The organism is Pantoea sp. FN0305 (assembly GCF_050113845.1).
GTDB lineage: Bacteria > Pseudomonadota > Gammaproteobacteria > Enterobacterales > Enterobacteriaceae > Mixta > Mixta alhagi.
Genome location: NZ_JBNJSN010000003.1, coordinates 214,234 through 240,524, shown reverse-complemented (window position 1 = coordinate 240,524; position 26,291 = coordinate 214,234). Strand labels below are relative to the sequence as shown.

Sequence of the window (26,291 nt, the reverse complement as noted above, 5' to 3'; positions counted from 1 at the left end):
CTAATACTGCGTTACACAATGCTGGCGCTGATGTTACTGGCCGCAGGGCGCGCCAGTGCGGAATGCGCCACCTGGCCGGAGTGGGAGCAGTTTAAACACTACTACATCAGCGATCAGGGACGGGTGATCGATCCCTGGGAGGGGAAAAATATCACCACCTCTGAAGGACAGAGCTACGCGCTGTTTTTCGCGCTGGTGGCCAACGATCGGCCAACGTTCGATCTGCTGCTGCGCTGGACGGAAAACAACCTGGCGGCGGGCGATCTGACGCAGCGTTTACCTGCCTGGCTGTGGGGGCAGGAGAGTAAAAGCGGTAAATGGCAGGTGCTGGATGAGAATCCCGCTTCCGACGCCGATGTGTGGATCGGCTGGACGCTGTTGCAGGCAAGCCAGTTATGGCACAGCCGCAGCTATCAGGTCACCGGCACGCTGTTGTTAAACCGGGTTGCGAAAGAGGAAGTCGCCACTCTGAAAGGCTTTGGCCTGATGCTGATGCCGGGCAAAGCAGGTTTTATCCAGTCGGATAGCTGGATGATTAATCCCAGCTATCTGCCGCTGCAGCTGTTAACACGTCTTAGCGCGTTAAAAGGCCCCTGGCCGGAGATCAACCGCAACGCGCTGCGTCTGTTGCAGCAGACCGCCCCGAAAGGCTTTGCGCCGGACTGGTATGTCTGGCAGAGCGGCAGCGGCTGGCGTCCTGATAAAACAAAAGGGCCGATCGGCAGCTATGACGCTATCCGGGTCTATCTGTGGGCCGGCATGCTGAGCGATAAGGATCCGCGCAAAGCGCCGCTGCTGGCGCATTTTGCGCCGATGGCACGCCTGACGGAAGTATCAGGCGCGCCGCCGGAGCGCGTGAATGTGCTGACCGGTGAGCCAGCGAATCATGGCAACGTGGGCTTTTCGGCGGCGCTGCTACCGTTCCTGGAAGGCTCAAGTGCACTGACAGCACAGCAACAGCGCCTGGAGCAAAGTCCACCCGGCAGCGACGCCTACTACAGTGGCGTTCTTAACCTGTTTGGCAGTGGCTGGAGTGATAAACGCTACCGTTTCAACCTGCAGGGTGACCTGCTACCGGCGTGGGATCCGCAATGCGCAACGTCAGATTAAGCTGCCTGAGCCTTTTACTGCCGGGCATGCTCGGCATCAACAGTTTGCCTGCCTGGGCGGTCGAAGCGGCGCGCGAAGTGTCGCCGGTTGAATGGCTGCTGGAACAGGTGCGCACCGGGGAAGCGACCAACAAATATGAGTTGGTGTCGCAGGCGCTTTATCGCCTGGATAAAATCGATCCTGATAACCCGGAAGTGATTGCCGCCCATCTGCGGCTGGCGTTACGTCAGGGCGATCAGGGTAAAGCGCAGCAGTATATGGCGCAGTTAAAGCAGATTGCGCCCGACGCACGGGCAACAAAAGAAGCGCAGTCCGGCATGCTGCTGATTAACGCCGAGGGGCGTCAGCAGCTGCAGCAGGCGCGTTTGCTGGCAACTTCCGGTCGTTTAGCGGAGGCGCGGGCGGCCTGGGATACGCTGTTTAACGGCACCTTCCCCGACGTGAACCTGGCGCTGGAGTACTGGAGCCTGGTCTCCCGTATCGACGGCCAGCAGTCGGTGGCGCTGGCTAATCTGCAGGCGCTGGATCAGCGCTATCCGGGCAACGTCGGCGTGCGTATGCAGCTGGCGCGGCTACAGTACCAGAATAATAACTCCACCCAGGCGACCGAAAAGCTGAAAACGCTGGCGGCGAATCCGGCCGGACGCGATCAGGCTGCCGAACTGTGGCTGAGCAATATTCAGGCGCAGCCGGTCACCGCAGAGAGCGTGGCGCAGTTGCAACAATATCTGGCAACCTTTACCAGCGGCGAGGCGCGTGAAAACGGCGAACAGGAGCTGGCGCGTCGGCAAAAAATGTTGGCTGATCCCGCCTTCCAGCTGCGTTCGCGCGGGCTGGCGCTGGTGGATAAAGGCGCAGGCGCAGAGGCGATACCGGCCCTGCAGGCGGCACTGAGGCTAAACCCAAACGACGCCGAGCTGTTGGGCGCAATGGGGCAGGCGCAGGCGCGTGCCAATAATCGTGCCGCCGCTGCCCGCTATTTTGAGCAGGCGTTGAAGGCAGGTCAGCAAAGTACCAGCGTGGGCATGTGGCAGAGTTTGCTGCAAACCAACCGCTACTGGCTGACGATCGAAAACGGTGATAAGGCGCTGGCGCAAGGCGATATTGCCGGAGCCGAGCGCCAGTATCAGCAGGCGCGCACGCTGGATAATAGCGATAGCTATGCGCTGGTCGGTTTAGGCGATGTGGCGCTGGCACGTAAAAACAGTGCGGAGGCGGAGCGGCTGTTCCATCAGGCATGGAAAATGGATCGCACCAACAGTACGGCGGTGCGGCGGCTGGCAGCAATTTATCAGCAGCAGTCGCCGCAAAAAGCGATCGCCTTTATCAATGGGCTAAGCAGCGAACAGCAGCGGGCGCTTGGCAGCACGCTGAACAGCCTGCGTAGCGATATGCTGCGCGCCGAGGCAGATACGCTGGCCCAGCAGGGCAACTGGGCACAGGCGACGGAAAAATATCGCGCGGCGCAGCAAAACGCGCCGGACGATGTCTGGCTCAACTATCGGCTGGCCAACGCGCTGGTTAATACCGGCGAGCCGCAGCGCGCTGATAGCCTGATGACCACCATGGCGCAGCGTCTGCCAGCCGATCCCACGCAAGTTTATGCCCACAGCCTTTATCTCTCCGGCAGCGATCGGGATGACGAAGCGCTGATCCAGCTTAACAGCCTGCCGCAGGCGCGTTGGGATCAGAATATGCGCGAACTGGCAGAACGCCTGCAGCAGAATAAAGTTTATGCGCAGGCTGAGGCGCAGCGGGCAGCGGGCAATAATAGCGCGGCGGTCGCGCTGCTTAATGAACTGCCCGCCTCGCCACGGCGCGATATTACGCTGGCTGACTGGGCGTTGGCGGAAGGCTATCCGCAGCAGGCGCTGGCAGGTTACCAGCAGGTACTGGCGCAGGATAAAACCGGTCAGGACGCCGCGCTGGGGCAGATAGAAGCGCTGGTGGCGCTGAATCGCAAGGCCGAGGCGCGTAGCGCGCTGAACGCGATGCCTGCCGGAGCGGCGGAGGCGAGCCTTAATGTCGGACGACGGCTGGCGAATGCCTGGCAAAGCGTGGACGATGCCGCGCGTGCGCGTCAGCTATATCAGCAGTTGAAACCGCGCGCGCAACAGGAAGCGCCTTCGCAAGGCAGCGCGCTGGTGTTTCGCGATGCGGCGCGGCTGGAGCAGCAGCCTGAACGGGCTTTACGGGATTATCAGCAGGCGATGGTGGCCAGTGGCATTACGCCGACGCTGCCGAAAGATAACCTCGCTTTTACCCGGTTAATGCGTAATAACCCGAGCGATGACTGGCTGAAGCGCGGTATTCGCAGCGATGCCGCCGAGCTTTACCAGCGCCAGGATACCACGCTGAAGCTGGAGCAGGACTATTCGCGTAATAAAGGCACCGGCGGGATTTCCGATCTCACCGCGCATACCACTATGTTGCAGCTGGAGACGCCGCTGGCCGCTGGAAAAAGCTTTGTGCGCGTCGATCGCGTTGACGTTTCGGCAGGCACGTTTTCCACTGAAAACGGCCAACATACCGAAGTGTTCGGCACCTGTGCCGATAACGGCACCGCAGGCTGTAGCGGCAATCTGAAACAGCGTGCGGAAGGGGTGGCCGTAGGCGCAGGCTGGCAAAACGATCGCTGGTCGGCGGATATCGGCACGTCGCCGATGGGCTTTGAAGTTGTGAACTGGGTGGGCGGCGTCAGCTGGAACACCGATGTTAAGGATGTGGGCCTGACTTTTACCGCCTCGCGGCGACCGATTTCCAGCTCGCTGCTGGCCTATGCCGGCGCGCGCGATCCCAGCCCGCAGGGCGGAAAAAGTTGGGGCGGCGTGGTGGCGACTGGCGGCGCAGTCGGTCTGAGCTACGATCGCGGCGGATCGCATGGCGTCTGGGCCGATCTTAGTGCGCATCAAATCACCGGTAAAAATGTTGCCGATAACAGTCGCGAGCGTTTGATGGCAGGCTACTATTATAAGTTGATAAACGAGGATAACCGGCGCGCCACCATTGGCCTGAACAGCATGCTGTGGCATTACCAAAAGGATCTTAGCGATTATGCTTTTGGGCAGGGAGGCTATTACAGCCCGCAACAATATTTTTCCCTGGCGGTGCCGTTAAACTGGCGGCAGCGCACTGAGAACTGGTCATTTGAGGTTGGCGGCTCGGTTTCCTGGTCGCGTTCAAAAACCCATTCGCAGCAGCGCTATCCGGTTTATCCTGGTTTTGAAACGACGGCGAATGAAACCGTCGCAGGAAGTTCCGGCAGCGGCTTCGGCTATACGCTGCGTGCGGCGGTAGAGCGACGTCTGACGGCGCACTGGACGCTGGGCGTGGCGGTGGATATTCAGCAGGCGAAAGATTATACGCCCAGCCACGGTCTGATTTACGCTCGCTATTCGCTGAGCGGTTGGGAAGGCGACCTCGACCTGCCGCCGCAGCCTTTAGCTCCTTACGCTGACTTCAAGTAGCGTCCTGCCTGGAAAAACCCTAAAACGGTTTCCTGCCGTCACCATCATTGCTTAAAAAACAGCAACCATGAGATATACTCCTGGTTGCTTTTATCGTTATTGCCCGCTTCCCGGGGCCTGGAGAATAGCTTTGCGCGTTAGTCGGTCACTTACGATCAAGCAGATGGCAACGGTATCTGGCGTTGCGGTAGTGACTATCTGTATTTTTATCGTTATTCAACTTTTTCATTTTGTGCAGCAGCGCAGGACAGACTACGCCCAGCAGATGGAAAACATCGCGCATACGGTGCGTCAGCCACTGTCCGAAGCGGTGCTGCGTGCCAATATCCCGCAGGCTGAACGCATCCTGCAATCTTTAAAACCCGCCGGTATTCTTTCACGCGCCGAAGTGGTGCTGCCTAATGCTTTTCAGGCGTTGCATACTGATTTTGAGAATGAAAAAGCGGTGCCGCGCCTGATTGCCCGGCTGTTTGAACTGCCGGTACAGATCACCGTACCGCTGTATTCGGTGGAGAGCGCCGCCTCGCCGAAGCCACTGGCCTATCTGGTGCTGCAGGCCGATTCATGGCGCGTGTACCAGTTTATCCTCAGCACCATGGCCACAATGCTGACCACTTATCTGCTGCTGGCGCTGATCCTCTCCATTGCGATCAGCTGGTGTATTAACCGGATAGTGATCCATCCGCTGCGCGATATTGCTCATGCGCTGCAGGATTTGCCGCCGCAGGATATCCTGACTCATAAACTGCCGCTGCCAAAGCTGCACCATGACGATGAAATCGGCATGCTAATTCGCAGCTATAACCGTAACCTGCAGGTGCTGGAGTCGGTGCATGATGAGATGAGCCGCCTGACCACGCATTATGTTTTAACCGACCTTCCCAACCGCACGCTGTTTCTGGCGCTGCTGGAGCAGCACTTAAAAGCCGCCGTCTACAGCGGGCCGTTTACCGTAATGGTGGTGCGCATAGAGACGCTGCTGGAAGCCAACGGCGTGCTGACGGAAGAGCAGCGCGATACGCTAACTTTGACGCTGCTGGAAAAAATTCGCGGCGTTATTGAAGAGCGAACCGTGCTGGGTCAGCTTGGCGTCAGCGATTTTGCGCTGCTGGTAAAAAAGGCGAACAACCCGTTTCGTGCCTACCGTCTGGCACGTAATCTGATGAATCGTCTGCATCAGCCGGTCAGCCTGCATGAGGTGCAGCTACGCCCGACGCTCAGCATTGGTATTGCTCAGCGCGACGCCAGCAATATGAACGCGCCAGAACTGTTGGGGCGCGCGGTTTCCGCCATGATGTCTGCCCGTCACCAGGGCAAAAATCAGATTCTGTTTTTCGATCCGTTGCTCACCGAGCGGGCGCAGCGGCGGCTGACGCAGGAACACGATATTTTGCAGGGGCTGGAGCAGGAGCAGTTTGCACTGTTTTTACAGCCGCAGATTAATATGGCCAGCGGGGAGCTGGTCGGTGCAGAGGCGTTGCTGCGCATGCGCCAGCCAGACGGCAGCTATAGCCTGCCGGAAGAGCTGATCACCAATGCTGAGGAAATTGGCGTTATCGGCGCGCTTGGGCGCTGGGCGCTGGAAGAGGCGTGCCGGGTACTGGCAGCCTGGCAGAAGCGTGGTATTCAGCTGCCGCTGAGCGTAAATATTTCCGCTATGCAGCTACGCGAACCGGGCACTGTCTGGCATCTGCAGGAGCTGTTAGAGCGCCACCGTATTCAACACGGCAGTCTGGTGCTGGAGTTAACCGAAACCGCGCAGATTGGCGATACCGCTCAGGCAAAAAGCCTGCTTGGCGCGCTGCAGGAGGTGGGCGTGGCGGTAGCGCTGGATGATTTCGGCACCGGCTATGCGAATCTGAGCTATCTGCATCAGTTCCGCTCGCTGCCAATCAGCAAGCTAAAAATGGATCGCAGTTTTGTGTCGGCGCTGCCCAATGACGATACGATGGTCAGGATTGTGGCGGCTATCTCGGAAATCACCGCGCTGGATGTGGTGGCGGAAGGCGTTGAAACGGCTTCGCAACGCGACTGGCTGCTGGCGCGCGGCATTACCATTGGGCAGGGCTATCTGTTTGACGGGCCGCTGTCGCTGAAAGATTTCGAGAAATGGCTGGCAACACTCTCTCCTCAAAACTAGTGGTAAAGGGCCGCGCTCCCGCTCATAACGCGTGAAGGGTATAGCGAGGCCTGCAAAACCCCAGCATTTAATTCTGAATATCTGGTTATAGATCTTTTAACTGAAGCGTTTCAGTTCATAAATTTTGATTATGGCCCGTTCGGGTGGTGACAGAACATATCAATCTTGTTAATGCGGTGTTATTTTTTCGCGCTATGTATTGATGATAAAAACAGCTAACGCCTCGTCCCCACGCCGTCAACGGATACGCTTTTATGAAAACTTCTCTGTTTAAGAGCCTGTATTTCCAGGTATTAACCGCGATTGCCGTCGGTATCCTGCTTGGGCATTTTTACCCGGAACTGGGTGCCCAGATGAAACCACTGGGTGATGCTTTCGTCAAATTGATCAAAATGATTATCGCGCCGGTGATTTTCTGTACGGTCGTCACCGGTATTGCCGGTATGGAAAGCATGAAAGCGGTTGGCCGCACCGGCGCGGTGGCGCTGCTCTATTTTGAAGTGGTCAGCACGATTGCGCTGATCATCGGCCTGGTAGTGGTAAATGTGATCCAGCCGGGTGCCGGTATGAATGTCGATCCCGCTACGCTGGATGCCAAAGCAGTGGCGGTTTATGCCCAGCAGGCAGAGCAGCAGGGCATTGTGGCCTTCTTGCTGGATGTGATCCCCGGCAGCGTCATTGGCGCTTTTGCCAGCGGCAATATCCTGCAGGTTCTGCTGTTCGCTATTCTGTTTGGCTTTGCGCTGCACCGCCTGGGCGATAAAGGCACGCTGATTTTTAACGTGATTGAGAGCTTCTCGAAAGTCATCTTTGGCATCATCAATATGATTATGCGCCTTGCTCCGATTGGCGCTTTCGGTGCCATGGCCTTTACCATCGGTAAATATGGCGTTGGATCGCTGGTGCAGCTGGGTCAGCTGATTATCTGCTTCTACCTTACCTGCTTTCTGTTTGTGGTGCTGGTGCTGGGCACTATCGCCCGCGTTACCGGTTTTAATATCTTTAAATTTATCGCCTATATCAAAGAAGAATTGCTGATTGTGCTTGGCACCTCCTCCTCTGAGTCCGCATTGCCGCGCATGCTGGATAAGATGGAAAAGCTGGGCTGTAAAAAATCAGTGGTCGGGCTGGTTATTCCTACGGGCTATTCATTTAACCTTGACGGCACCTCAATCTATCTGACGATGGCCGCAGTATTTATCGCCCAGGCCACCAACAGTCATATGGATATTTTCCATCAGATCACGCTGCTGGTCGTACTTTTGCTCTCCTCGAAAGGCGCGGCGGGCGTTACCGGCAGCGGCTTTATCGTGCTGGCCGCAACGCTCTCTGCGGTAGGCCATTTGCCGGTCGCCGGACTGGCGCTGATTCTGGGCATCGACCGTTTTATGTCCGAAGCACGGGCGTTAACCAACCTGGTCGGTAACGGGGTGGCGACAATCGTAGTGGCGAAATGGGTCGATCAGCTGGATGAAAAGCAGCTGCACGATCAGCTGTCATCAGCGAAAAAGGCGAAAAAACTGCCGGAAACGTCGGTCTAACGCCTGATATAAAGCGCATCGCCCTGCGCTAACGTGCATGAGGACGCCGCCTGGCAATCAGGCCGCGTCCTTTTTTATTGGGTAACCGCCGCATATGGCGTCATGAGTTGTACAGCTTATGAACGCCTGCGGTGCTACAAACGCGCTAAATCTATAAATAATCATAAAAAACCTTTATCTGTGCCCGCTGTGACTTGCCCTTGCAGCAGGCATTTGCATAATAAAGCCCACACAGACTGTGTCAGCTCATGGCACCGGAGATGGCCTGGCACGGTTAACGTTCATTTTATTTCACGTCGTTGTGTGACAACCTCGTTTTTGCGTGGTCTAACTGCCGGTGCGCCCGCTGTGCGTTATCAACAGGAAGATAGCGTCAGACTATCGTGCGTCATCAATGAAGATTAAGTTGGTAATTGAGTAGGGGTTCACATGCAGGGCACCAGAATGCGTCTTTTGGTTGGTGGGTTGTTGCTGGCGGCCGTCAGCGGCACATTGCAGGCTGAAACACTACAACCCGATCCCGCCTGGCAGCAGGGCAAATTAGATAACGGTTTTAAATGGCAGCTGCTCAGCACGCCGCAGCGTCCCAACGATCGTGTGGAAGTTCGCCTGATAGTGAATACCGGATCGCTGATGGAAAATGCCCAGCAAACCGGCTTTAGTCATCTGCTGCCTCGCCTGGCGATGGTCCATAATACCGAGCTTGATCCAGCGCAGCAGCGCTCGCTCTGGCAGCAGGGAATGGACCCCGATCGTCCGTTGCCGCCAGCCGTTACATCCTATGAATTCACGTTATACAATCTCAGCCTGCCAAATAACCGCCCGGAACTGTTGAAGGAGGCGTTAAGCTGGCTTTCTGCCACGGCAGGCAAAATGTCGATCAATGAGCAGGTGGTAAACACCGCGCTTGGCGCTGACGATCCCATCGCCAGCTGGCCGCTTAATCCACGTGACGTCTGGTGGCGTTACCGGCTGAAAGGTTCCACGCTGTTGGGGCACGATCCCGCCGAGCAGCCCAAAGCACCGGTTGATATCAATCAGCTTGGCAGCTTCTATAAGCAATGGTATACGCCCGATGCCATGACGCTCTTTGTTGTTGGCAATGTTGATAGCCGCGCCCTTAGCGAGCAGATTAATAAAGCCTTCTCGCCGTTAACAGGCAAGCGTGATACGCCAGCACCGATGCCGACGCTTGCTCCATTGCCGCCGCAGCCGGTTACTCTGGTGAATCCCAGCCTGAAGCAGGATCGTCTGTCGCTAATCTGGGATATGCCCTGGCAGCCCATCCGTGATTCGCAAAATCTTATCCGCTACTGGCAGAGCGATCTGGCGCGTGAAGCGCTGTTCTGGCATGTCCAGCGCGTATTAAGCGACAGCAAAGCGCAGGGCGTTCAGGTGGGCTTTGACTGCCGCGTGCTTTACCAGCGGGCGCAGTGTGCGATCAGCATGGATTCCAGCGCAGAAACGCTGGAGAAGAATATGACCCTGATTGCTCACGAGCTGGCTAACGTGCGTGATAATGGCCTGCCGCAGTCGGAGTTTGACGCGCTGATGGCGCAGAAAACCACCGAGCTGAATAAATTGTTCGCCACTTATGCGCGTACCGATACCGATGTATTGATGAGCCAGCGTTTACGCTCGCAGCAAAACGCGGTAGTGGATATTGCGCCGGAGCAGTATCAAAAATACCGGCAGGATTTCCTGAATAGCCTGACGCTGACTGCGCTGAACCAGGAGCTGCGTCAACAGCTGTCGCAGGAGCTGACGATGGCGCTGATGCAGCCGCAGGGCGAACCAGAAGCCAATATCAAAGCGCTGCATGAGAGCTGGCAGAAAATCATGACCCCGCCGCCGGCTCCGGTGGCTGCCATACCGGAAGAGGGCAAAGCGGAAGTGTCAGATATTCCGGTGCCACAGTCATAAAATCATCGCCGGTGAGGGTTAAATCTCACCGGCGTTTTTTTGCGCGCTGTCAGACTGTGGTGGTAGCGGTTTTTTTCGCCCGCAGCCATTCAGTTACCAGCATTGGCCAGCTGGCTAACGGCGAATCGGCCAGATTGCGCATCCCAAAGCCGTGGCCGCCGCGCTCATAAAAATGCAGTTCCACCGGCACTTTTTGCTCCCGCAGGGCGCTGAAAAAGGCCATGCTGTGGGTGACCGGCACGCTTTCATCATCAACGGCATGGATCAGCAGCACCGGTGGTGTTTCACGCGTCACGCGGGTTTCCAGCGAATAAGCTTCCAGAGTTTTATCGTCCGGCCATGCGCCAAGCAGCCGCTGACGCGATTCGGCGTGCGCCAGACCATCGCGCATGGAGATAACCGGATAGACCAGCACCAGCGCATCAGGACGCGCCGAGAGTTTGTCTGCGTTATCCTGCGGTGGATAAAGCTTTTCGCTAAAGCGTGTACCCACGCTGGCGGCAACGTATCCACCGGCGGAGAAGCCCAGCATCACAATGCGTTTACCGTTAAGGCCGCGCGCGGCACGATCGCGCAAAACGCGAACTGCCCGCTGTGCGTCAGCCAGCGGCGCATCGGCCCCTTCATGATGTCCATCTCCCGGCAGGCGATAGGTCATTACCGCCAGCGTATAACCCATTGCGGTGAAGAACGTCGCCAACGAACTGCCTTCGCTATCAATCATAATGCGCGCAAAGCTGCCGCCTGGCGCGACCAGCAGCGTGGTGCCGTTTGATTCTTCCGGATACCAGACGGCCAGTTCAGGACAGCGAACGCTGGACGCTGCCCGATTGTAAGGTTCAAATTCTTTGGCTAAATCGATGATTTGCGGTTTAGCGGTCGACTGACTGGCTCCGGGCGCGTCGCCTTGTGGCCAGAGATTGAAAATATCTGCTTTCATAACCTGTCCTGATTAGCGTGATGTTAGGTGCCGGAGCCAGGTACTACGAAGGCGGGGCATCATTAATCATTGGCGTTAAGGGGCGTGCGCGTCCAGCATTTACTGTGCGCTAACCGGCAGAATCAGAATTAGCCTGGCGCGGGAAAGTTGAATTTATCTTATGGGAAAATAGTTAGGTTTATTAATAATTTTTGTCTAAAGAAGAATGTAGCGAGAAGATTATTGGTTTTTTCCGGGGGAATGTAGCAAGGTTATTAGTGAATATAAGATCTTTAAAATTAGATGGCGTTATCATTATACGGGATAGTAAACGTGGTTTAATCAAAAAGCTTTGATTAATAACAAGGAGTAGTTATGGCTATAGAATGCATTTTCACGCTCAATGGTATGCCTTTATCAATATTAGAATGTAAAGATGTGGGGAAGTTCCCTGCTTTCTCTGGCCAGAAATATGGTCGAAATAATCCTACAATGACAGGGCGGGAGAATATTGGTCCGATTCCAAAAGGGCGATACTATATTCTCAATCGTCAGTCAGGCGGGCGAATGGGATTTTTATACGATATGGCTTTGCGCTATGGCTACGGAACTGACCGTAATGAATGGTTTGCATTATACCGAGATGACGGGCAAATAGATGATTTTACTTTTGAGAATGGCATCAGGCGCGGGCGGTTCCGGTTACATCCGGTTGGACCAAGAGGCTTAAGTGAAGGATGTATAACAGTTAATCACATTCCAGATTTTCATTATTTGCGTGCTAGTCTTTTGCAAACTACTACATTTAGTATCCCAGGAACGAGTATGAAAGCTTTTGGCACAGTGCGGGTAAATTAATGAAAATTATTAAATGGATAGTGTGGACATTGGGTTTTGTCATTTTACTGCTGATGCTCAATCTTATTGTGCCACAGTTTATTTCGGTTGATCTTCAATATCGGATAGCAAATATAGCTGGCGTGGCTGGCGCAGAGCAGATTGGTAATATGCTGGTAAATATAACCTTTATTATCTCTCTGATTCTTGCCGTTATTATTTTTGCGGTCGCAGTGACGCTAACGCGTAACAGAAAACGTTAAGCTGCCTGGAAAAAGCCCCATAACTGGCAGGGGCTGTTAACCGGAAGCGGTTGAGGATGAGAAGGTCGCTTATCTGGCGCTACCAGTTACGCAACTCGGCATAGGGCACCATCACATGCTCCTGATAGGCCGGACGCTGCGTTAAGCGCTGATAATAATTTTCCAGTGCAGGCAACGCGGGACGCTCTATTTCCAACGTGTAATAGCGGTAAAGCAGTGTGCCAAACAGGATATCCGCTACCGTAAGCCGATCGCCCGCCAGATAATCGTGCTGCGCCAGCCGCTGGTCGGTAATCTTTAATAGTTTCGTTAGATTATCCAGCGCAGCGGCAATCGCCTGCTCATCCCGTTCCTGCGGGGCGACGACAAAAACCGGCCAGAATATCGGGCGCATAAAGCTGACATAAACGTTAGATTTCGCCCATTCCGCCCAGACATCAATCGCCGCTCTCGCCAGTGCGTCCTGTGGCCAGAACGCATCATCGCCATAGCGGCTGGCGAGGTAACGGACAATGGCGGCGGATTCAAACAGCGGCTGGCTGTCGCCATCACGCAGCACCGGCACCAGGCCGTTGGGGTTCATCGCCAAAAACTCTGATGTATGGTTACCGCCATATTTGTGTCCGATGTCGATGCGCTGGTAAGGCAACCCCATCTCGCCAATACACCACATCACAGTCTGTACATTCGATGAAGTTTTACGTCCCCAAACCTTAAGCATTGCTTACTCTCCTGAGCGATAGCGGAGCCTACAGCATAAGCGCCGCTTTTAGCGCGGCATAGCATTAAGCGGAATAATTGCGCCGCGATGCTGGATAACCGTGCTGGCAGTCAGGTGACCACGCTGCGCCGCTTCCTGCGCGCTGCCTCCGCACAGCCGCACCGCCAGATAGCCTGCGCTAAAGGAGTCGCCCGCTGCGGTGGTATCGATAATTTTTTCTTTTTCCAGCCGGATGGCCGGTACTTCCAGCAGCGGCTCATCGTTCAGCGCCACCAGACAGGCATCCGCGCCGCGCTTGATAACGATTTCGCTTACGCCGGCGGCGCGAGTGCGGGCAATCACCTGCTCTACAGGCGCTTCATCCCATAGCGCGGTTTCATCATCCAGCGTCAGAAAAGCGATATCGGTGCAGCTGAGCATGGCCTGATAGGCCTGCTGCGCCGCCTCGCGGCTTGCCCAAAGGCGTGGTCGATAGTTGTTATCAAAGATGACTTTGCCGCCGTTAGCGCGACAGGCAGAGAGCAGTGTCATCAGCCGCTGCCGATCTTCTGCTGACAGAATCGCCAGGCTGATGCCGCTGAGATAGAGATAATCGAATTGCGCCAGCTGCTGGCAAATCGCCTCTGCCTGTGGGCTTTGCAGCCAGAAACGCGCAGCGGCTTCATTACGCCAGTAGCTAAAGGTGCGTTCGCCGTGCGCATCAGTTTCAATCACGTACAGGCCAGGCAAGCGGTTATCCAGGCGCTGAACCAGCCCGGTCTGCACGCCTTCCTGCTGCCATGCGGCAAGCATTTCACTGCTGAAATTATCGTTGCCCAGTGCGGTAATGTACTCGACCGTCAGCTGATCAGCCTGCGTTTGACGTGCAATATAGACGGCGGTGTTCAGCGTATCGCCGCCAAAGCCTCGCTTCAGCGCCTCTCCCTGTGATGAAAGTTCGATCATGCACTCGCCGATTACCGCTATTTTTTTCCCTGCCATCATAATCACCCCCGTAATAAAAGGCTTTAGTCTCCACCGAGCGCGGCGGTGAGTCAATATTTTAAAACAGCGTTTTAATTTAACTTAAGTTGTTAATTTGCTGATATAAGCAGCGATAAAGCAATAAATCACCATGTTATTGTTACGATTGAAAAGGTTTCTTGCTGTTAAAGTAGCTGCCTTCAACGCAGCGCTGGCTCCGAAAACTTTACCAGTATGCTGCGATTGACTCAGGAACAGGGCCTGACTATCAGGATAAAAATCATGATGATGAATAAAATAAGTCATCGGCTTCCTTCCTCAATTGTCATGCAACAACATCAAGAACAGCGGCACTATTGGCTGGGATGCCAGCGTTTTTACACCTTCCAACCGATTTATCAGGTTACGGGCCGCCTGATGGCAATTGAGCTACTGACGGCGGTGTCGCATGCGTCTGCGCCGGGTCAGAAACTGTCGCCGGAACGCTATTTTGCTGCACTGGATATTCCCCAACGCTTATATGTTATTCAGGAACAGCTGGAGCTGCTAAGCCAGCGGGAACGCTTTTTCGAAGATGCCGGATGTGTTGCGTCGGTGAATATCGACGGGCCGGCGCTACTGGCGATTCAGCATCACGCGCCGCTGCGTGCGCTGATTGCCCGCCTGCCCTGGGTTCGCTTTGAGCTGGTTGAGCATCATGTTCTGCCGCAGGAAGAGATGGTGGTGCAGATGCCGGAACTGGGCGCGCTGTGGCTGGACGACTTTGGCTCCGGCATGGCGAACTTTTCTGCGCTGACAGAGCTAAGCTACGATTACATCAAGCTGGCACGCGAGCTGTTTATTCTGTTGCGTAACAGCGAAGAGGGCCGCTGCCTGTTTACATCACTGCTGGCGCTGATTAATCGCTACTGTAAAGGGGTGATTGTCGAAGGAGTGGAGACGGCCGAAGAGTGGGAGCAGGTGCGCAATTCGCCCGCTTTCGCTGCGCAGGGCTATTTCTTTGCGCGTCCGCAGCCTTTTGATGAACTGGTTAATCTGCCGTTTCAGCTTGCCGGATGCTGATTTGTCTCCTCTCTACTATCTTTACCAGATAGATTGCAGGTAAGGAGATGGAGATGTCACGCACAGGAAAAGTTACCAGCTGGGTTATTGGGATTTTTTGTTTGCTGGTTGTGGTGATTGTGGTTGTAATCGCAACCTTCGACTGGAATCGCCTGAAGCCAACCATCAACCAGAAAGTCTCTACGGAGCTGAACCGACCTTTCGCGATTCGCGGCGACCTTGGCGTTAACTGGGTGCGCAACCGCGATGAGCCGGGCTGGCGTCGTTGGGTGCCCTGGCCGCAAATACATGCCGAAGATATTGTTCTGGGCAATCCGCCCGATATTCCTGACGTCACAATGGTGCACTTACAGCGTGCCGACGCGACAATTTCACCGCTGGCGCTGCTGCACAAAGAGATTTTTATTCCCTGGATCAAGCTTCAGCAGCCAAACGCCCGCCTGATCCAAACCGCCGATAAAAAGAACAACTGGACCTTTGAACTCGCCAGCAGCGACCAGCCAGAGACGGAGCAGCAGCCTTCCGCCTGGTCTTTTCGCCTGGATAATATTGTGTTTGATCGGGCGCATATCGCCTGGCGCGATGCGATTAATAAAGCCAATGTGAAAATGGAAGTGGATCCGCTGGGCAAGCCGGTGGCTTATAGCCAGATTGCTGGCGGCGATGATAAGCAGAAGGGCGCAGCGGATTTCATCTTTGGCTGGCGCGCCAGCGGCACCTGGAACGATCAGCAGCTTGAGGGAAGCGGTAAGCTGGGCGGCATGCTGTCGTTGCGCAGCAAAACGACGCCTTTCCCGGTGCAGGCTGAGGTACGCAATGGCTCGACGCGCGTCGGGATTACCGGCAGCCTGCAGGATCCGCTTAATCTGGGCGGGCTGGATCTGCGCGTGCGTTTTTCCGGCGATACGCTGGCTAACCTTTACGATTTAACCGGCGTACTGCTGCCGGATACCCCGCCATATGAGACCGATGGTCATCTGAAAGTAAAATTCCGTGAAAAGGGCGCTACCGTTTACCATTACGAGAATTTCAATGGTCATATCGGCGATAGCGATGTTCACGGCACGCTGACCTATACGCAGGGCAAACCGCGACCGAAGCTGAGCGGGGAAGTAGAGTCTCGCCAGCTACGCATGGCGGATTTAGGGCCGCTGATTGGCGTGGATTCTGGCAAAGACAGCGACAGCAGCAAGCGTACAAAAGCAAAAGGTAGCGACAGCAGCAATCAACCTGCCGATCGTGTGCTGCCGCATGATCGTTTCGATACTAAAAACTGGGACGTAATGGATGCTGATGTGAAATTCAGCGGCAAGCGTATCGAGCACAGTAATTCGCTACCGTTAAGCGATCTTTATACCCATTTACAGCTAAAAGATGGCGATCTGCTGTTGGATCCGCTGCGCTTTGGCATTGCGGGCGGCTCTATCAATTCAACTATTCGTCTGGAAGGTAGCCGAACGCCCATGCGTGGCCGGGCTGACCTGCATGCTCGTCGGTTGCATCTGCGCCAGCTTTTACCGGACGTAGAGGCGATGCGTAGCAGTATGGGTGAGTTGAATGGCGATGCGAAGTTAAGCGGCACCGGCAATTCCGTAGCGGATCTGTTGGCTACCAGCGATGGCGATATGAAGCTGCTGATGAACGAGGGCGTGATCAGCCGTAGCCTGATGGAGATTATTGGTCTGAACGTGGGTAACTACGTGGTGGGCAAGCTGTTTGGCGATGAAGAAGTGCGTATCAACTGTGCAGCCGCCAATCTGGAGGTGCGTAACGGCGTTGCCTCGTCGCGGCTGTTTGTTTTTGATACCACGAATGCCGTGGTTTACCTTTCCGGTAACGTTAACTTTGCCAATGAGCGCATGGATCTCTCTATCAATCCGGAAAGCAAAGGCGTACGTATTGTTACTCTGCGCTCGCCGCTATACGTGCGCGGTACCTTTAAAAACCCGGATGCAGGCGTGAAAAAAGGCCCGCTGCTGGCGCGCGGCGCGGCGGCAGTAGCGTTAGGCACGGTACTGACTCCGGCAGCAGCGCTACTGGCGCTGATTTCCCCCAGCGATAATGAAGACAATCAGTGCGTGAATGTCTTACAGCAAATGAAGGAGCAGAAGTAACGCGCAACGTAAAAAAGGCGTCATTTAGACGCCTTTTTTATTACCGCTTTTGGTTACGCCTCATATAGCGTTTGATGGCGCGTCTCTTTACAGGCGATTAGCGCAATGAGCGTGAGCAATGCCATTGCCGCCAGATAGAGACCGACGGCAAACAGGCCGTAATTAGCGTTAAGCCAGGCGGCGATATAAGGTGCTACCGATGCGCCGAGAATCGACGACAGATTGTATGAAAATGACGCGCCGGTATAACGCACCTCTGTGGGGAACAGCTCCGGCAGCAGCGCGCCCATCGGGCCAAAAGTCAGGCCCATAATGCTCAGGCCGAGCAGCAGAAACACCATCATCATCGTCTGGCTGCCAGATGCCATCAGCGACGGGAACAGCAGCGCAAAAACCAGAATCCCCAACGTAATCACGATCATGGTTTTACGGCGACCATAGCGGTCAGCCAGAAGACCGGCAATGGGTACCATCACGCCAAAACCGATCACTGCCACCATCAGCATCCACAACAGGCTGTTGCGTGAAAAGCCGAGACCGGCTGGAACCGGCGCGGTGCCATAGCTCATTGAATAAACGGTCATAATATAAAACAGCGTGTAGGTCGCCAGCATGATAAAGGTGCCAAGGATCGTTGCACCCAGATGCTTGCTCAGCAGCGTACCGATGGGAATGCGTACCTGCTTTTTCTCTTTCTGCACTTTAGCGAATACCGGACTTTCATGCAGCGACACGCGCACGTAAAGGCCAATAATTACCAGCACCGCCGACAGCACAAACGGCACACGCCAGCCCCAGCTCATAAACTGCTCGTCAGTTAACAGCCAGGAGAGCAGCAGGAAGGTGCCGTTGGCAAAGAAAAAGCCAATGGGCGCGCCAAGCTGCGGAAAAGAGCCATAGAGCGCGCGTTTCTTCGCGGGCGCGTTTTCCGTTGCCAGCAGCGCTGCGCCACCCCATTCGCCGCCCAGACCCAACCCCTGACCAAAGCGCGCCAGCGCCAGTAGCAGCGGTGCAAAAACGCCAATGGTAGCGTAGCCGGGCAGCAGACCAATAACTACCGTAGAGATCCCCATGGTTAACAGCGAGGCAACCAGCGTGGCCTTACGACCCACACGATCGCCGAAATGACCAAATAGCGCTGAGCCGATAGGGCGCGCGATAAAAGCAATGGCGAAAGTTGCCAGCGACTGTAGCGTGGCGACGGTGGCGTCACCCTGCGGAAAGAAAATATGTGGGAAAACAATCACTGCGGCGGTGGCATAAATATAGAAATCGAAGAATTCGATAGCGGTTCCCACCAGCGACGCAATAACCACTTTACTGCGCGAGTTAACCTGAGCGTTGTCGTTTTCAGTATCGATTGTTGGAGCGATGGATGCTTGCATAATTGTTTCTTATTTGTAAATCGTGTTCAGGAATCTTACGCACTGCCTCAGGCGCGTTCAACGGTGAAAAGCCGCGTCACGGCTGGCTTCAGCAGGTGAAAAGAGGATAATTTTTAACAATAAAGCTTTATCGGCGGATGGCAGGGTGAATGGCTGGTTTTCTGGCGGGAATCACTGCAAAACGGGAAAATAAAAGTGAGGGGTTAGTTATTCATGCTAACTGTTGCTTAAATAGTGTACACGACGCGGTATTTTCGTCTGATATACCGCGTCGTGCATGGGCTATTTTTTTTTGCGTAGTTCCAGCTGGGGGTCATCTTTATAGTTGGCAGTGGCAATCCAGGCAGCGCAAAACAGCGTCAGGCGAGCAAAGAAGTAGAAAAACGCCATCAGCCCCAGCACTGAGCCAAAAGCAGCTCCGGAGGGCGAAGCGGCCAACTTCGGCAGGGTCATGGTCATAATAAATTTAATGATCTCAAAGCCGATTGCCGCCAGCAGCGTGCCACGCAGCAGCGCTTTTTTATGGGGACGATGGCGCGGCAGGATCCAGAAAATCCACAGAAACAGCAAATAGTTGGCGCAAATAGAAATCGAGAGAGCAATCAGCGTCATCGCCGGACGCAGCCATTCGATATCTTCCAGTCCCAGCGCCCGCACAATCGCATCCTGCGCTGAGCCAGCGATAGAGGTCAGCGACAAAGTAATAATCAGCGCCAGCACCAGCCCGGTCAGGGAAATAAAGTCGCGGGTATATTTAAAGTAGATTTTTTCTTTATCCTCCTTACCCCGTTCAAAAACGTCACGCGACTGGGCGCGAATCGCTTCACGTAGGTTGCCCATCCAGTTAAGACCTGAATAGAGCGCGACCAGCAGACCGGTGATACCCACCGTGGTACGCTGCTGAACGGCCGTTTTGACCGTATTTTTTAACGTGCTGGCTAACGTGGGATCGCTGATGCTGTTGGCGATGCGTTCAATCAATTCGTTCAGCAATGTTGGATGCGACGCCAGCACAAAACCCACCGCTGCAAAAGAGACCATCAGAATCGGGATCAGCGATAAAAACGAGAAATAGGTAATTGCGGCGCCAAACTGGCTGCCCATGCGATCGGTAAAACGTGCTCCGGCGCGAATAAAATGCGCTACCGCCGGGATCGCCTGAAACCACCTTATAAAATGTGAAACCCGGCTAATCGAGCGATCAACCGTAGCGTTGCCAGTCTTGATATTAATCAGGGGTTTCTCTTCTGCCTGCTCAACAGGAGGCTGGGCGTTTTTGTCCGTCATCAACCGGAATCATCCTTTTGTTTAGGGCTTTAGCTTGTCATTATAGCCGCGCTGTTACGCAACGTAGCCTTTCAACAGCTGCGTCAGCCATTCCATAAAAACTCTCACCCGCTGGGCCAGATTGCGGCGGTGCGGCCAAAGCAGTGACAGCGGCATAGCGCGGGCGTGGAAACCGGGCAGCACTTCCACCAGTTGCTGATTTTCCAGCAGCGGCTGAATACCGTGACGCGGTGCCTGAATAATACCCAGCCCGGCAAGGCAGGCGTGACGATAAGCTTGCGTCGAGTTAACCGTCAGCGCGCCGCCGGTCTGGATAAAATGGCTGCGCTGACCGTCATAATATTCAAAGCCTGCGGGCGCGCCGCCAAATTGCTGGCTGTAATGCACCATCGCGTGCTGTGAAAGCTCTTCCAGCCGCAGCGGCATGCCAAAACGCATCAGATAGCTGGGGCTGGCGCAGTTTGCCATTTGCAGCAGGCCCAGCGTACGGCTCATCAGGCCGGAATCCTGAAGCTGGCCGACGCGCACCACGCAGTCAAAGCCTTCCCGAATCACATCCACCTGTCGATCGCTGCTGCTTAGCTCCAGTTCCAGGCCAGGATAGTGCTGCAGGAACTGCGGCAGCTGTGGAATAACGATATCGGTCGCCAGCGCCACCGGCATATCTACCCGCAGGCGGCCGCTTAGCGTGGCCGGTTCGTTCTGAAACAGCGCATCCATCTCCTCCAGCGTTGCCAGCACATCGCGGCAGCGTTCGTAATAGGCCAGCCCATCCTGAGTAAGCTGTACGCGTCGGGTAGTGCGATGCAGCAGACGTGTGCCTAATCCATCTTCCAGCGCCTGCACCTGACGCGACAGGCTGCCTTTCGGTAGTCCAAGGCTTTCTGCCGCGCGGGTAAAGCTCTCCATCTCCGCTACCGTGACAAACACTTTCATTGCGTGAATTTTATCCATTTATGCACCGTTTGTTATCAGGAATGAAACAGTGAAACGTTATTAGCATAGTTTATCGCACAAAATGTTTTCAATATGCTGGATTTTTAAGCGATAAAAAGGCAGGAGACGCATCATGAGCGATAAAATTGTATTGATAACTGGTGGCAGCCGGGGTTTAGGACGTAATGCGGCGCTGAAACTGGCGGAAAAAGGCGTTGATGTGATAATTACCTGGCGTCAACAGCAGCAGGAAGCAGAAAAAGTGGTCGAAGCCATTCATGCTCTGGGCCAGCGCGCTGTGGCACTGCAGCTGGATGTGGCTGAGGTGCCGAGCTTCGCAGATTTTATCGAACGCCTGCAGCAGACGCTGCGCACGAAGTGGCAACGTGAGCGCTTTGATTATCTGTTCAATAATGCAGGCGTTGGCATGTACAACGCTTTTGCTGAAACCAGCGAGCAGCAATTCGATACGCTGATGCTCACCCATTTCAAAGGTCCCTTTTTTCTGACACAGCGTCTTCTGCCGTTGATTAATGACGGCGGCCGCATTCTCAACGTTTCCAGCGGACTGGCGCGTTTTAGCCCGCCCGGCTATGCGGCATACGCATCAATGAAAGGCGCAATGGAAGTGCTGACGCGCTATCAGGCGCGTGAACTGGGGCCGCGCGGTATTGCGGTAAATATTCTGGCGCCCGGTGCGATCGAAACCGATTTTGGCGGCGGTTCGGTGCGCGATAATCCGGAGGTTAATGCCTGGATCGCTGCGCAAACTGCTATGGGACGCGCCGGACAGCCGGATGATATTGGACGTGCCGTGGCTGCACTGCTTAGTGAAGATACCGGTTGGATCACCGCCCAGCGCATCGAGGCATCTGGCGGCATGTTTCTGTAACCCTGAACAGGCGATGATGATGGCAGGCCAGGCGGAGGGCTTCCGCACTGGCCGCATAAGATTTACACCGTCAGGGTGCCGTCAATAAGAGTAACGACTTTGCCGCCGATCCAGATGCCATCATCGCGGTACTGAACGGAAACCAGGCCGTTACGCTGAATAACGGTGCCCTGACGCGCCAGATAATCATGCGGGCGGCCCTGTGCCGCCAGATAACGCGCCAGGCAGGCATTGGCGCTGCCGGTAACGGGATCTTCCGTTAACGCGCCCTGTTCCACCAGCAATCCGCGCACCTCATATTGCACTTTGCCATCGCTGGCCGGGCCAAACGGCATCACGCCAGAGACCCCGGCATCCTGCAACAGCTGCGCCAGACGCGGTACGTCGGGAACAATATCCAGTACCGCCTGCGCCGAGGCCATCGGCACCAGCAACCAGCGGATGCCCATATCAACAATTGTCACCGCCTGCTGCATATCAAAAGCTTCGCTGTTCAGGGCGGCGGCGATGCCGGGATGCTCCCAGCCGGTTAGCACCGCCTCCGGCGCGGCAAAGGCCAGATCGCCGTTGGCGACCACAGAAATGGGCACCAGCCCCACGCCGCATTCCTGCACCATACGGCCCGGCGTTTTAACCAGGTGGCCCGCCTCCAGCAGCGCGTGCGCCGTACCCAGCGTAGGATGACCGGCAAATGGCAGCTCGCCCTCAATAGTAAAAATGCGCACCCGATAATCAGCGTCAGGATGCTGAGGCGGCAGGACAAAGGTGGTTTCAGACAGGTTAGTCCAGCGGGCGATAGCCTGCATTTGCGCATCGCTCAGCGCGCTGGCATCAAGGATCACCGCCAGTGGATTACCACAGAAAGCGGTATTACTGAAAACATCGACCTGCTTAAACGGAAGAGTGAGTGCCATAACCATCCCAACGTTGATCCAGAAAACTGATTACTACCCTGTTTACGTTGCTAACGTCAATATTTAGATTGCTTTATACCTTGCTTCTGGTCCCCAACTCACTTTTCTTACAAGCTGGTCAGTAATTACTGGATAAGCAAGTTTTTCCAGGTGCGTTAATTATCCCAGAAAGTGGCAATATATTTTTTGCCGCTTAAAGGTTTTTTTGATTGGAGGGAATAAACAGGTTTTTAACTAACCCAAATACATGCCAGCTAAAGCTCCTGTAATCATAGATGCGCCAATGTTATTAGCTGGTGTAGCAGGAGCTCCTCTGGCTCCAGTTATTTTATTTAATACGCTCAAAGGAATTTCTTTCATTTTATTTTCCTCATGTATTTTGCTTTCATGGTCGTTTGTTTTTGAAGATAGAGTCAATGAGTAACATTGCTATATATTTGATGCCGAAGAATACCATCACGATAGTAATAACATCCCATATATGTTGATAACTGCCATCGTACATTATTCTCAATGAAGAAAGATGAGCCAGTAATATACTGAAGCATAATCCCACTATATTAGATATGGCACTTTTTTTTAAATTTCCCATGATTATCCCAATGCTTAATTATTGAGAGGCATGAATGTCATAGCGTCAGTTAATCAGATAGTAAAGGCTGGCTTTTTTATGTGATTAAATCGATTAATTCATATTTTATGAGAAGCATCACCTTTTGCTAAAAGATAAAACTATCTTATATATAGAGACAATGAAGATTTTAGACATAATATTTTAACTTGTGGAGCATACGCTTATTTCACAGACCCCTATACCTGTGTGGATACCGATCGGGGCGTGCCAGGCAATAAGCGGCCACGTTTCATCCAGATTTTGTGAAGAGGGGCGCCCTGATAACGGCAGAAAACTGATTACTACCCTGTTTACGTTGCTAACGTCAACGGCAACCACTATGAATAGAGTAACCATATAAAAATTCAGGGCTGAATTGATGCTGACAATATTAGGACGTGCCTCCTCTATCAACGTGCGTAAAGTGCTCTGGCTATGCGACGAGCTTTCCCTGCCTTATCAGCGGGAAGAGTGGGGCCAGGGGTTTAAATCTACCCATGAGGCGCGCTTCCTGGCGCTGAATCCTAATGCGATGATACCGGTGATCAAAGATGAAGACTTTGTGCTGTGGGAATCGAATACCATCATTCGCTACCTGGCAAACGCTTACCAGGGTGAATGGCTCTATCCGACTGCCCCGCGTGCGCGTGCGCTGGTTGATCGCTGGATAGACTGGCAGGCCACCGAACTGAATACGGCCTGGCGCTACGCCTTTATGGCGCTGGTGCGTCAGTCGCCCGCCCATCAGAACGAACGGCTGCTGGCCGCCGCCTGTAAAGGCTGGACTTACACCATGGGGATTTTAAATCAGCAGCTGGAAAAAACCGGGCGCTATATTGCAGGCGATCGCTTTAGCCTGGCGGATATTCCTATTGGCCTGTCGGTTAACCGCTGGTATGAAACGCCGCTTGAGCATGCAAATTATCCCGCCGTTCGCGCCTATTATGAACGGCTTACCGGCCGGGAAGGCTACGTAAAATGGGGGCGCAACGGCATCCCGTAAAGGCGGAGGATCAAGCCAGCCGGGGCTCAACCGTGCCAGCGGGCAACCCGCTCATTTCACAGGCCACCGCGCCCGCACGACTGATGGCGTAACGATAACGATCGTCAAAGGGATAACAGCAGGAAAGACGTACTGCATGATTAGCGCGATCGCTCAGGGTGTAAAGCGCGCCAGGCGTCAGGCAGATTTTTTCCTGCAGCAATCGATGGAACAGCGTCTCGGTATCAATGCTGTCCGGCAGCGTTATCCAGAAAACAAAGCCGCCCTGTGGCAGCGTGGCGCGGGTGCCAACCGGAAAATGCTGTGCAATTAACGCCCGCGCTTCATCCAGATTGGCAGCATAGCGACGGCGCAGCGATCGCAGGTGACGATCGTAGCCGCCGGTAGCCAGAAACTGTGCCAGCGTCTCGCACAGCAACGCTGATTCCGCCATAGAAGAGAAGGCTTTCAGCCGGGCAATCTCTTTGCTGTAGCGGCCTGCCGCCATCCAGCCGATACGAAAGTCCGGGGCCACCGTTTTGGTAAAGCTGGTGCAGTAGATCACCCAGCCGTCGCGATCGAACGCCTTTACCGTCGGCAGCTGTGGCTCGCGAAACTGCAGTTCATCATATAAACCATCCTCAATCAGCGGCACCTGCCATTGATTCATCAGCGCCGCCAGCCGCTTTTTATTTTCTGGCGTCATGCTACAGCCCAACGGGTTTTGCAGGCCGGGCATGGCGATCAGCGCCTGAATACGACCTTCCTGTAACACCATCTCCAGCGCATCCAGCGACAGGCCGGTTTGTGGATCGGTAGGAATTTCCAGCATCTTCAGACCAAGACTGGAGAGCAGCGGAAACAGGAAAAAGTAGGTCGGCGTCTCCAGGCCCACGCAGTCGCCCGGACGCGTCGTGGCGCGCAGCGCCAGCTGTAGCGCTTCCATGCAACCATGCGTCAGCGTAACGCTTTCGGCTGTGAGTTTCATACCCATATAGCTGGCGCGCCGCGCGATCTCTTTACGTAAGGTTTCGCTACCCGGCGGCAGCGCATAGCGTCCGATAATCTGCGGATGGCGGCGTAGCAGCGAGGCGGTAATACGCGCCAGTTTGGCCGTGGGGTAGAAGTCGCCATCACGCGGGCAGGCCAGGGAGATATTGATATAGTCGGGGTGATTTTGCGCCGCAAACACCGTATCAATCAGATCCAGCTTGGCCTGCCCCGGCGTGCTGATGGTGGTCAGATAGCCCGGACTTTTTTCCGGCGCGGGCAGCATGCTGCGCACGTAATAACCGGACTGCGGGCGCGACTCAATCAGCCCGCGATCTTCCAGCAGCCGCCAGGCGCTCAGAACGGTATTGATGCTGACCTGCTGCGCCATTGCCACCCGGCGAATCGCCGGCAAACGGCTGCCTGGCAGCCAGGTGCCGTCATGAATGGCGCTGGCAAAATTATCCGCCAGCTGCTGATAACGCCGGTTTTCGCTGAGATCGATGGACACAGTTGCTCCCTGAACGGTGGGGTACAATTTTATCAAACAGGCTTTGTACCCATTACAATAGTTTTTTGCTGTCTCTGTTACCATTCTCCGGCGCTGCATAACATAAAGCTTCTGTTATCAGCCTGGAGCCTGCCATGATCGATCCCTCTTTTTTCAGCTATGTCACCGTAATGTCGATAACCCCTGGGCCGAACAATCTGTTACTGGCGACCTCTGGCGTTAACTTTGGTTTGCGTCGCACGCTGCCGATGATCGGCGGTTTTTTGCTGGGCTGCATGGTGCAGCTGCTGCTGTTGGCACTGGCGCTGGATTTGCTGCTGGGCTGGATGCAGGAGATCCGCAAGCCGTTAACGCTGCTGGGCTGCGGTTGGATGCTGTGGTTATCCTGGAAAATCTGGCGTTCGGCAGCGCCTACGCTACAGGCCAAAGCACGACCCATGACCACGCTAGGCGGCGCGCTGTTTCAGGCGATTAACCCCAAGGCATGGCTGATGGTCAGCAATGTGGCGCTGCTCTATATCGCCGATAACGGCATTGTTACCGTGCTGACAGGATATGCGCTACTGAATCTGCCCTGCATTTTACTCTGGGCGTTTCTGGGCGAACGGCTGCGCGTGCTGCTGACGGTGGAGTGGAAACGACGTCTGTTTAATAGCGTAATGGCCGGTTCGCTGGCGCTGACGGCGCTGTGGATGCTGTATGAGGTATGGCGGTAAGTGAA

General features: G+C 54.8%; 22 protein-coding genes. 12 read left to right on the top strand and 10 right to left on the bottom strand.

Going from position 1 to position 26,291, the window contains the following annotated elements; translation table 11 throughout:
• Nucleotides 1–18 precede the first annotated feature (18 nt).
• The 5 genes from bcsZ (at nt 19) to ACQE3Y_RS08095 (ending at nt 10,181) form a co-directional block, all read left to right on the top strand.
• The gene (gene bcsZ / locus ACQE3Y_RS08115) at nt 19–1,110 is read left to right on the top strand and encodes a cellulose synthase complex periplasmic endoglucanase BcsZ (RefSeq protein WP_426981466.1); all 1,092 of its coding nucleotides are present in this window, start codon (nt 19–21) and stop codon (nt 1,108–1,110) included.
• Nucleotides 1,092–4,577, top strand: a complete 3,486-nt coding sequence (gene bcsC, locus ACQE3Y_RS08110; RefSeq protein ID WP_426981372.1) for a cellulose synthase complex outer membrane protein BcsC — start codon at nt 1,092–1,094, stop codon at nt 4,575–4,577. Before bcsZ ends, bcsC begins: the two co-directional genes overlap by 19 nt.
• A gap of 130 nt (nt 4,578–4,707) precedes the next feature.
• Entirely contained in the window at nt 4,708–6,717 is a 2,010-nt protein-coding gene (hmsP, locus tag ACQE3Y_RS08105; protein WP_426973913.1) for a biofilm formation regulator HmsP, read from the top strand.
• A 254-nt stretch (nt 6,718–6,971) separates the two neighbouring features.
• Entirely contained in the window at nt 6,972–8,258 is a 1,287-nt protein-coding gene (locus ACQE3Y_RS08100; protein WP_426981370.1) for a dicarboxylate/amino acid:cation symporter, read from the top strand.
• Between the two features lie 429 nt (nt 8,259–8,687).
• On the top strand, nt 8,688–10,181 hold the full coding sequence (locus ACQE3Y_RS08095; protein WP_426981368.1) for a M16 family metallopeptidase: 1,494 nt from the start codon (nt 8,688–8,690) through the stop codon (nt 10,179–10,181).
• A gap of 49 nt (nt 10,182–10,230) precedes the next feature.
• Here the strand turns inward: ACQE3Y_RS08095 and ACQE3Y_RS08090 are convergent, their stop codons facing one another.
• A complete protein-coding gene (locus ACQE3Y_RS08090; protein WP_426981366.1) occupies nt 10,231–11,121 on the bottom strand; it encodes an alpha/beta hydrolase in 891 nt (296 codons plus the stop codon).
• 354 nt (nt 11,122–11,475) lie between these two features.
• On the opposite strand from ACQE3Y_RS08090, the gene ACQE3Y_RS08085 reads away from it, so the two are divergent.
• Together ACQE3Y_RS08085 and ACQE3Y_RS08080 are read left to right on the top strand one after the other, a co-directional pair.
• On the top strand, nt 11,476–11,958 hold the full coding sequence (locus ACQE3Y_RS08085; protein WP_426973916.1) for a DUF2778 domain-containing protein: 483 nt from the start codon (nt 11,476–11,478) through the stop codon (nt 11,956–11,958).
• Nucleotides 11,958–12,200 carry a hypothetical protein gene (locus tag ACQE3Y_RS08080; RefSeq protein WP_426973917.1) on the top strand — a complete coding sequence of 81 codons (243 nt, stop codon included), beginning with the start codon at nt 11,958–11,960 and terminating at the stop codon, nt 12,198–12,200. The genes ACQE3Y_RS08085 and ACQE3Y_RS08080 overlap by 1 nt, the downstream gene beginning before the upstream one ends.
• Nucleotides 12,201–12,279: 79 nt before the next feature.
• Here ACQE3Y_RS08080 and ACQE3Y_RS08075 read toward each other — a convergent pair whose 3' ends face one another.
• The 3 genes from ACQE3Y_RS08075 to ACQE3Y_RS08065 all read right to left on the bottom strand — a co-directional run bounded on the left by ACQE3Y_RS08075 (nt 12,280) and on the right by ACQE3Y_RS08065 (nt 14,190).
• Complete coding sequence (locus ACQE3Y_RS08075; protein ID WP_426981364.1) at nt 12,280–12,921, bottom strand: glutathione S-transferase family protein; 642 nt, start codon at nt 12,919–12,921, stop codon at nt 12,280–12,282.
• 48 nt (nt 12,922–12,969) lie between these two features.
• Complete coding sequence (locus ACQE3Y_RS08070; RefSeq protein ID WP_426974076.1) at nt 12,970–13,902, bottom strand: sugar kinase; 933 nt, start codon at nt 13,900–13,902, stop codon at nt 12,970–12,972.
• Between the two features lie 84 nt (nt 13,903–13,986).
• Entirely contained in the window at nt 13,987–14,190 is a 204-nt protein-coding gene (locus tag ACQE3Y_RS08065; protein WP_426981362.1) for a hypothetical protein, read from the bottom strand.
• Between ACQE3Y_RS08065 and pdeH the strand changes: the two genes are divergently transcribed.
• Together pdeH and ACQE3Y_RS08055 are read left to right on the top strand one after the other, a co-directional pair.
• Nucleotides 14,167–14,946, top strand: coding sequence for a cyclic-guanylate-specific phosphodiesterase (gene pdeH, locus ACQE3Y_RS08060; RefSeq protein ID WP_426973920.1), 780 nt, complete (start codon nt 14,167–14,169; stop codon nt 14,944–14,946). The two genes, ACQE3Y_RS08065 and pdeH, sit on opposite strands and share 24 nt — an antisense overlap.
• Before the next feature lie 53 nt (nt 14,947–14,999).
• Nucleotides 15,000–17,060, top strand: a complete 2,061-nt coding sequence (locus ACQE3Y_RS08055) for an AsmA family protein (protein WP_426981360.1) — start codon at nt 15,000–15,002, stop codon at nt 17,058–17,060.
• Between the two features lie 53 nt (nt 17,061–17,113).
• Here the strand turns inward: ACQE3Y_RS08055 and ACQE3Y_RS08050 are convergent, their stop codons facing one another.
• From ACQE3Y_RS08050 to ACQE3Y_RS08040, 3 genes are all read right to left on the bottom strand, one after another.
• Nucleotides 17,114–18,445: an MFS transporter gene (locus ACQE3Y_RS08050; protein WP_426973922.1), complete on the bottom strand. Its 1,332-nt coding sequence runs from the start codon at nt 18,443–18,445 to the stop codon at nt 17,114–17,116.
• A 282-nt stretch (nt 18,446–18,727) separates the two neighbouring features.
• Nucleotides 18,728–19,732: an inner membrane protein YhjD gene (gene yhjD / locus ACQE3Y_RS08045; RefSeq protein ID WP_426973923.1), complete on the bottom strand. Its 1,005-nt coding sequence runs from the start codon at nt 19,730–19,732 to the stop codon at nt 18,728–18,730.
• A 54-nt stretch (nt 19,733–19,786) separates the two neighbouring features.
• Nucleotides 19,787–20,686 carry a LysR family transcriptional regulator gene (locus ACQE3Y_RS08040; RefSeq protein WP_426973924.1) on the bottom strand — a complete coding sequence of 300 codons (900 nt, stop codon included), beginning with the start codon at nt 20,684–20,686 and terminating at the stop codon, nt 19,787–19,789.
• Nucleotides 20,687–20,801: 115 nt separating this feature from the next.
• Here ACQE3Y_RS08040 and ACQE3Y_RS08035 point away from each other — a divergent pair, with 115 nt between their 5' ends.
• Nucleotides 20,802–21,560: an SDR family NAD(P)-dependent oxidoreductase gene (locus ACQE3Y_RS08035; protein WP_426973925.1), complete on the top strand. Its 759-nt coding sequence runs from the start codon at nt 20,802–20,804 to the stop codon at nt 21,558–21,560.
• 62 nt (nt 21,561–21,622) lie between these two features.
• On the opposite strand, the gene ACQE3Y_RS08030 is transcribed toward ACQE3Y_RS08035, so the two are convergent.
• Both ACQE3Y_RS08030 and ACQE3Y_RS08025 read right to left on the bottom strand, forming a co-directional pair.
• On the bottom strand, nt 21,623–22,474 hold the full coding sequence (locus ACQE3Y_RS08030) for a PhzF family phenazine biosynthesis protein (protein ID WP_426981358.1): 852 nt from the start codon (nt 22,472–22,474) through the stop codon (nt 21,623–21,625).
• Between the two features lie 234 nt (nt 22,475–22,708).
• On the bottom strand, nt 22,709–22,834 hold the full coding sequence (locus ACQE3Y_RS08025) for a hypothetical protein (protein ID WP_426973927.1): 126 nt from the start codon (nt 22,832–22,834) through the stop codon (nt 22,709–22,711).
• Between the two features lie 632 nt (nt 22,835–23,466).
• Between ACQE3Y_RS08025 and ACQE3Y_RS08020 the strand changes: the two genes are divergently transcribed.
• Nucleotides 23,467–24,090, top strand: a complete 624-nt coding sequence (locus ACQE3Y_RS08020) for a glutathione S-transferase family protein (protein ID WP_250651403.1) — start codon at nt 23,467–23,469, stop codon at nt 24,088–24,090.
• Nucleotides 24,091–24,100: 10 nt separating this feature from the next.
• Here ACQE3Y_RS08020 and ACQE3Y_RS08015 read toward each other — a convergent pair whose 3' ends face one another.
• Nucleotides 24,101–25,570 carry a PLP-dependent aminotransferase family protein gene (locus ACQE3Y_RS08015; RefSeq protein WP_426981356.1) on the bottom strand — a complete coding sequence of 490 codons (1,470 nt, stop codon included), beginning with the start codon at nt 25,568–25,570 and terminating at the stop codon, nt 24,101–24,103.
• Between the two features lie 134 nt (nt 25,571–25,704).
• Between ACQE3Y_RS08015 and ACQE3Y_RS08010 the strand changes: the two genes are divergently transcribed.
• Complete coding sequence (locus ACQE3Y_RS08010; protein WP_426973928.1) at nt 25,705–26,286, top strand: LysE family translocator; 582 nt, start codon at nt 25,705–25,707, stop codon at nt 26,284–26,286.
• Nucleotides 26,287–26,291 lie beyond the last annotated feature (5 nt).

Excerpts from the sequence above, each read along its gene's own strand:
- bcsZ (WP_426981466.1), top strand. The coding sequence starts at position 19 with ATGCTGGCGCTGATGTTACTGGCCGCAGGGCGCGCCAGTGCGGAATGC.
- bcsC (WP_426981372.1), top strand. The coding sequence starts at position 1,092 with ATGCGCAACGTCAGATTAAGCTGCCTGAGCCTTTTACTGCCGGGCATG.
- ACQE3Y_RS08100 (WP_426981370.1), top strand. The coding sequence starts at position 6,972 with ATGAAAACTTCTCTGTTTAAGAGCCTGTATTTCCAGGTATTAACCGCG.
- ACQE3Y_RS08095 (WP_426981368.1), top strand. The coding sequence starts at position 8,688 with ATGCAGGGCACCAGAATGCGTCTTTTGGTTGGTGGGTTGTTGCTGGCG.
- ACQE3Y_RS08090 (WP_426981366.1), bottom strand. The coding sequence starts at position 11,121 with ATGAAAGCAGATATTTTCAATCTCTGGCCACAAGGCGACGCGCCCGGA.
- ACQE3Y_RS08085 (WP_426973916.1), top strand. The coding sequence starts at position 11,476 with ATGGCTATAGAATGCATTTTCACGCTCAATGGTATGCCTTTATCAATA.
- ACQE3Y_RS08080 (WP_426973917.1), top strand. The coding sequence starts at position 11,958 with ATGAAAATTATTAAATGGATAGTGTGGACATTGGGTTTTGTCATTTTA.
- ACQE3Y_RS08075 (WP_426981364.1), bottom strand. The coding sequence starts at position 12,921 with ATGCTTAAGGTTTGGGGACGTAAAACTTCATCGAATGTACAGACTGTG.
- ACQE3Y_RS08070 (WP_426974076.1), bottom strand. The coding sequence starts at position 13,902 with ATGGCAGGGAAAAAAATAGCGGTAATCGGCGAGTGCATGATCGAACTT.
- pdeH (WP_426973920.1), top strand. The coding sequence starts at position 14,167 with ATGATGATGAATAAAATAAGTCATCGGCTTCCTTCCTCAATTGTCATG.
- ACQE3Y_RS08065 (WP_426981362.1), bottom strand. The coding sequence starts at position 14,190 with ATGACTTATTTTATTCATCATCATGATTTTTATCCTGATAGTCAGGCC.
- ACQE3Y_RS08055 (WP_426981360.1), top strand. The coding sequence starts at position 15,000 with ATGTCACGCACAGGAAAAGTTACCAGCTGGGTTATTGGGATTTTTTGT.
- ACQE3Y_RS08050 (WP_426973922.1), bottom strand. The coding sequence starts at position 18,445 with ATGCAAGCATCCATCGCTCCAACAATCGATACTGAAAACGACAACGCT.
- yhjD (WP_426973923.1), bottom strand. The coding sequence starts at position 19,732 with ATGACGGACAAAAACGCCCAGCCTCCTGTTGAGCAGGCAGAAGAGAAA.
- ACQE3Y_RS08040 (WP_426973924.1), bottom strand. The coding sequence starts at position 20,686 with ATGGATAAAATTCACGCAATGAAAGTGTTTGTCACGGTAGCGGAGATG.
- ACQE3Y_RS08035 (WP_426973925.1), top strand. The coding sequence starts at position 20,802 with ATGAGCGATAAAATTGTATTGATAACTGGTGGCAGCCGGGGTTTAGGA.
- ACQE3Y_RS08030 (WP_426981358.1), bottom strand. The coding sequence starts at position 22,474 with ATGGCACTCACTCTTCCGTTTAAGCAGGTCGATGTTTTCAGTAATACC.
- ACQE3Y_RS08025 (WP_426973927.1), bottom strand. The coding sequence starts at position 22,834 with ATGAAAGAAATTCCTTTGAGCGTATTAAATAAAATAACTGGAGCCAGA.
- ACQE3Y_RS08020 (WP_250651403.1), top strand. The coding sequence starts at position 23,467 with ATGCTGACAATATTAGGACGTGCCTCCTCTATCAACGTGCGTAAAGTG.
- ACQE3Y_RS08010 (WP_426973928.1), top strand. The coding sequence starts at position 25,705 with ATGATCGATCCCTCTTTTTTCAGCTATGTCACCGTAATGTCGATAACC.